At 44.1% G+C, this 6,000-nt stretch carries 3 protein-coding genes; 1 reads left to right on the top strand and 2 read right to left on the bottom strand.

All coding sequences use genetic code 11. The features are described 5' to 3' along the window. Window positions 1-119: 119 nt before the first annotated feature. Together JMX48_RS12825 and guaA are read right to left on the bottom strand one after the other, a co-directional pair. Complete coding sequence (locus tag JMX48_RS12825) at window positions 120-1,154, bottom strand: SH3 domain-containing protein (RefSeq protein WP_201538423.1); 1,035 nt, start codon at window positions 1,152-1,154, stop codon at window positions 120-122. 260 nt (window positions 1,155-1,414) lie between these two features. Continuing rightward, window positions 1,415-3,010, bottom strand: a complete 1,596-nt coding sequence (gene guaA / locus JMX48_RS12820; protein WP_201538421.1) for a glutamine-hydrolyzing GMP synthase — start codon at window positions 3,008-3,010, stop codon at window positions 1,415-1,417. Between the two features lie 888 nt (window positions 3,011-3,898). Between guaA and JMX48_RS12815 the strand changes: the two genes are divergently transcribed. Next, entirely contained in the window at window positions 3,899-5,770 is a 1,872-nt protein-coding gene (locus JMX48_RS12815; protein WP_201538419.1) for a YadA-like family protein, read from the top strand. The last annotated feature ends 230 nt before the right edge of the window (window positions 5,771-6,000 follow it).

Here is a 6,000-nt window from a genome sequence, read left to right as displayed (position 1 = left end):
ATTTGCGTTCATTTGCGTTCATTTGCGTTCATTTGCGTTCATTTGCGTTCATTTGCGTTCATTTGCGTTCATTTGCGTTCACAATATGAGTTTTAGAAATAGTTTTGTCTATAACTAATTTATTTAAAATAAGTCGTATAACGCCTTAGAACCCAACCTTGTTCTAACTCACCACCAACTTCCACTTCAACTAACAACCACGTTTTATTAGACTTATCTATGACTCTCATTATAGTGCCAATAGGTATAGTATCCATTATTGTTGAATCCATGCCGAAATTATCACGAAATTTTAAAGTATTTACTGTTGTGACTCGATAGCCTTTTAAAGCTTGTCGATCAACTACGAGATGAGATGATCTAGTAAAAGACTTCACTTCTCTCGAAGTCTCTAAAGTTTTTGATACTTCTTGGAACTGTTGAATATAATTGACGCTTAAACTACTAGCTATACCAATAAGATACGGTAATAGAATGAAGGTGCAGAAGAAATATAAAATCTTTTTAGCTTTCTCTGAATACGAACTAAAATCTTTTTCTAACTTTATTTCATCACTTAGCTCAGCGTCAATTTCAGCTATTGAGCTTTCAGAAAACTCCTCTATATCAGCTGGAGTTAGATTAGTCTTTAAAATCTCTCTAAAAAAATCTTTATTGAGATTTGACAGTATCTCAAATGACGAATATTGCGTAAATTCCTTATGCTGTTTAAAAATCTCTGTCGCTTCAGATATTATGCTACTCAAGTCACCTATTTGATTTTTAGAAGTAAAGCCTTTTGGCAATATGAACTGCGTTGCAGGTTTTAAACCTAAGTGAGTTGCTTCAAACGCATCTATAAGAGCCGTATCAAGTTTTATTGATTCAAATAACGATTTATTTATAGAATTTGATTCAGCTAAACTTTTTATTATTCTTGCTATAGACTTATCTACACCTAAATTACTTTGGGGAAAATCTTGAGAAAATTGAGACAACAAATCTTGAGTCGCTATACGTCCAGCCCACCTTTTTGCAGGGTCTAAATCTTGCGCTATTTTTGAAAGCTTATCTGTAGATTCACTGGCTAAAGAAAGCGAATCTAATCGCGCCTGATTTTCATTAGCTAGTTTCATCATTGGCGATTGGAGTATTCTCTCAATATTTTTATCCATTCTTATTCACTTCCTTTATCAGCCGATTCATGAGCATTTCATATATAGTCTATATTTAAGGGCTATAGAAAGCTTAATCAACTAAAATTTAGTTTTAAATATTTAAACAAAAAAACACCCAACCAAGTTGAGTGTTTTTTTTATTTACGATAAGTTGTATATCAATTCGAAAAATTTGAGTAGCGAGGAAAACGAGTGATAGCACTACATTAAGTAGGCTGAACGAGTTTGACAACGCTAATCAGATTTTTAGTTTGATACTACTCCCATTCAATCGTCGCTGGTGGCTTACTCGACACATCATAAGTCACGCGCGATACTTCCGCGATTTCATTCATGATGCGATTTGATACCGTCTCAATCAAATCATACGGTAGATGCGCAAAGCGCGCGGTCATGAAGTCCACGGTTTCAACGGCACGTAGCGCAATTACCCACGCATAGCGGCGACCATCACCGACCACGCCGACCGATTTGATTGGTTGGAATACCGCAAACGCTTGTGCGGTCTTGTCATACCAGCCTGATTTTTCCAGCTCTTCCATAAAGATCGCATCAGCAGAACGCAGGATATCGGCAAACTCTTTGGTCACTTCGCCAAGGATACGCACGCCCAAACCCGGTCCTGGGAACGGATGACGGTTGATCATCTTGGCAGGCAAGCCAAGGGTAATACCGAGTTTACGCACTTCATCTTTAAACAAATCACGTAGCGGCTCAACCAATTCAAACGCCAAATCATCTGGCAAACCGCCAACGTTATGATGGCTCTTAATCACATGCGCTTTGCCTTGATGCGACTTCGCTGATTCGATGACGTCTGGATAGATGGTGCCTTGCGCTAAGAATTCTATGACTTTACCATCGCTTTGCTCGCTGACTTCACGCGCACTATTGGCGAAGACATCGATAAAGGTTTTACCGATGATTTTGCGTTTGGCTTCAGGATCAGACTCGCCAGCCAGTGCGGTCAAAAACAACTCTTCGGCATCGACGCGAATGACTTTGACGCCCATGTTTTCTGCAAATATCTGCATCACTTGATCGCCTTCATGCAAACGCAAAAGACCAGTATCAACGAACACGCAAGTCAGCTGATCGCCAATGGCTTTATGCAAGAGAGCCGCGACGACTGAGCTGTCCACACCGCCAGATAAACCGAGCAAGACTTGCTTGTCACCGATTTGCTTTTGCAATTGTTCAATACGCATGTCGATAATATTGTCAGGCGTCCAGCTGCCAGCGCAGTCACAAATATCATGGACAAAACGTCCAAGCAACGCCTGACCTTGTGCGGTATGAGTCACTTCTGGATGGAACTGGAGACCGTAATAATGGCGCGTATCATCTGCCATAATTGCAATCGGACAGCTTGACGTACTAGCAACGATATCAAAACCTTGCGGCGCATCAATCACTTTATCACCATGACTCATCCACACATTCAGCTTACCAGCAGCGTCTTCGATGCCAGTGGTCAGTGTAGACTTGCCATCGATATTAATGGTCGCGGCGCCAAATTCATGGATGTCGCTGGCGTGAACTTTACCACCGAAGCGCTCTGCCATTGCTTGCATACCGTAGCAAATACCTAATACCGGTACGCCAAGCTCAAACACCGCCTCGTTAATGCGCGGGCTGTTTTCTGCATGTACGCTTTCAGGGCCGCCCGACAAGATGACGCCTTTTGCGCCAAAATCGATGATGCGCTGGGTGTCGATATCATAAGGGAACATCTCACAAAACACCCCAGAATCGCGCACACGGCGGGCGATTAGCTGGCTGTACTGCGAGCCAAAATCGAGAATTAAGATGCGGTCTTCTTTGATTGCGGGAGTGGCAGAAGCAATAGTCATAAATCGATATCCATCAATAGATAAATTGGTGCCCTATTTTAACAAGTTTAGGCGAGGTGATGGCGGTTAGCGTGATGATTATTCGTGAATATTTACTTATACCGTAAATTAAGGACTTAATTATCTTCTATTGGTTCACATTTAGGTATAGACGGTTAAATATTGTTGACAAACGGTATTCCTCATCTATCGGTTTTAAGGTAATCTTTAAGCGGATTAGCAATTATTAGTCCACTACTTTTATGAAATAGCGTCACAGCGGAATATGGTAGCTGCTTATTAAGTTTGGTATTCGATATTTATTTGGTAGAGCCAATTTAAGCTCACAGTAAAGGCTATATACCAGCCCTTCGTTTACTGTTATCACACCCTTCACTAGAGTAAAAATCAAGAAATCTACGCTTCAATCGCGTGACCTTTCTTGATGATATTTCTTGTCTAAAAATCTCATATTGAAACCTTTGCTTACAAATTAATTCTCTCGATCGTTGATTTAACTGTGTTTTTTTTAAATCAGTAGGTGATTAATAGTCGAACTTTGTTACAGAAACATGTACAGTATTAGAGTGAATACCAACTATATCAGCTGCGAATATGCCGTTACTTCACACGCAAAATATTCGAGTGATGATAGTTGCTACCTCTTGATGTTTCACATTAGATTGGCTTTATAACTGCAGGACAGCATTTAGGCCAATCTAGCACCGCTCCTCTGATTGAGTGACTAAGCACTATTATCATACGTCAATCAAGAGCGCTCAAAGAGGCGGTCAACTGTTAGGTTGTTCATATCAGAATGCCTCGATACTGAAAGCGCTATGGTCTCTGTCAACATCCAACCAAATCAATTATGAAGCCCTAACGGCTTTTTAAAAAAGGATAGAAATGATGAAAATGGAATTATCATCGCGCTCAGCGCTTAAGCTCAGTACCCTTACCGTAGCAGTAGCCGCCGCCTCTTTAAGTACTTCCACCCTAATGGCAGCTGAATGTCAACTCAATGATTTAAATGGTAATGCAACTACCTTAGGTGCAAGCAGCATTGGCACAGACGCCTTGGCTTGTGGTCCGAACACTAGCGCCTTTGCTGACAATGCCACCGCAGTTGGTCAAAATTCATTTGCATCAGCGGTTAATGCTGTAGCGGTAGGCAACACCGCCTTTGCCTCTGATGAAAATACTGTCTCAATTGGTGCTAACTCACAAGCTGACGGAATCGACGCTGTAGCGCTTGGCGGCGGGGTAGCTGAAAATGGCTCGCGTGCTGGCGCTCAGGCTTTGGGTAACTCGACAACGGCGATCGGCGGCGAATCTATTGCCAGTGGCGCAGGCGCAACAGCTATCGGTTGGCAGTCAAGTGCCACTGGTGCACAGGCGCAAGCTTTTGGGCATCAAGCCACCGCAAATGGCGCTTTGTCTTTAGCAATTGGTGAAGATTCTCGAGCACTCAGTGCCAACTCAACAGCCATTGGTAATCTATCTACTGCCACAGGTGTTGATGCACTAGCACTTGGTGATCAAGCCAATGCGACTGGTAATTCAACCACAGCGGTCGGTGGCGAGTCAGATGCAAGTGGCGCGGGCGCAACGGCTATCGGTTGGCAAGCTGTCACTCAAGGAAATCGCTCAACAGCATTGGGTCACCAGACTTCTGCCATTGGCATTCAATCAGTTGCTGTCGGTGAAGATGCAACTGCTACAGGCAATGGTGCAATCGCAATTGGCGGTAACAACGACCGAAACGCGGATGGTGTACTGCTTGAAGACGGCGTAGGCTCAAATGCGAATGGCGATGACGCTGTTGCTATCGGTGCAGGTGCGAGCGCTCAAGGAAATTCAACCACAGCACTTGGTGGCGAATCAGTTGCAACTGGCGCAGGTACTACAGCCATTGGTTGGCAATCGGCGGCAACGGCGGAACGTGCTCAAGCATTTGGTCATTTGGCCTCAGCCACTGGTGTACGCTCTACTGCAGTCGGTGAAGCAGCAGTCGCACAAGGCGAAAAGTCAGTAGCTCTAGGTAACGAATCAGTTGCTGGCGGCACCAATGATACGGTTGCCATTGGTAATCAAGCCAACGCTGGCATGAACTCAGCCACCGCTGTTGGTGGTCAAGCAAATGCAGCGGGTTTAGGCTCAACATCTATCGGTTGGCAATCGGCGGCAACGGCGGAACGTGCTCAGGCGTTCGGTCATTTAGCCAAAGCCACTGGCGTACGCTCTACTGCAGTCGGCGAAGCAGCAGTCGCACAAGGTGCAGGTTCTATGGCTTTGGGTAACCAATCAGCTGCTGGCGGTTCAAACAGCATCGCTATTGGTAATGGCGCAAATGCGTCAAATGATAACCAAGTCGTCTTGGGTAATACTGGTCAACTCCAAGCCAGTACCGCTTCACAATCAGGCGGTACTAATATCGTCACGACCGACGCCAATGGCACGCTAGGTACGAGTGTCAGTGTCGATTCGCTAGCGACATCAAGACAGTTTAACGACTTACGTAGCCGGTACGATCGTCAAGAAGACCGCTTAGATGAAGCGGAAGACGGTATCGCAATGGCTTTATCTATGGAAACCCCAGTCATTCCTTCAGGCAAAAGATACGCGATGGGATTTGGCACGGGTTATTACAATAACAGCACTGCTGTGAGCGCTTCTTTTGCTGGACGAGCAAGTGACAGCGTGACGATTTCAGCTGGTGCGGGCTATGGTACTGATAGTGGCAAAGTAGGTGCGCGCGGCGGTGTTACCTTCGCTTGGTAAGTAATTCGCTTAGTAAGTAACTCGCTTGTTAGTTAGCTCATAGATATCTACTTCATCCATAAGTCTATATAGGCAAGATGCGGTAGATATGACTGACTTTACTCAAAACACCGTTAATAAAAAACGGCTTCATTGAACGGAGCGTTGTAAGTTGCACACAATTTATAAGGCTCCGTTTATGGCAGGCAGTTTTTAACCATTAATCTAAATCAACTAAGAAGTCTTTAAGA

The sequence above is a fragment of the Psychrobacter immobilis genome, from assembly GCF_904846225.1.
Lineage (GTDB): Bacteria > Pseudomonadota > Gammaproteobacteria > Pseudomonadales > Moraxellaceae > Psychrobacter > Psychrobacter immobilis_F.
This window is presented reverse-complemented; position numbering and strand designations above follow the sequence as displayed.

Excerpts from the sequence above, each read along its gene's own strand:
- JMX48_RS12825 (WP_201538423.1), bottom strand. The coding sequence starts at position 1,154 with ATGGATAAAAATATTGAGAGAATACTCCAATCGCCAATGATGAAACTA.
- guaA (WP_201538421.1), bottom strand. The coding sequence starts at position 3,010 with ATGACTATTGCTTCTGCCACTCCCGCAATCAAAGAAGACCGCATCTTA.
- JMX48_RS12815 (WP_201538419.1), top strand. The coding sequence starts at position 3,899 with ATGAAAATGGAATTATCATCGCGCTCAGCGCTTAAGCTCAGTACCCTT.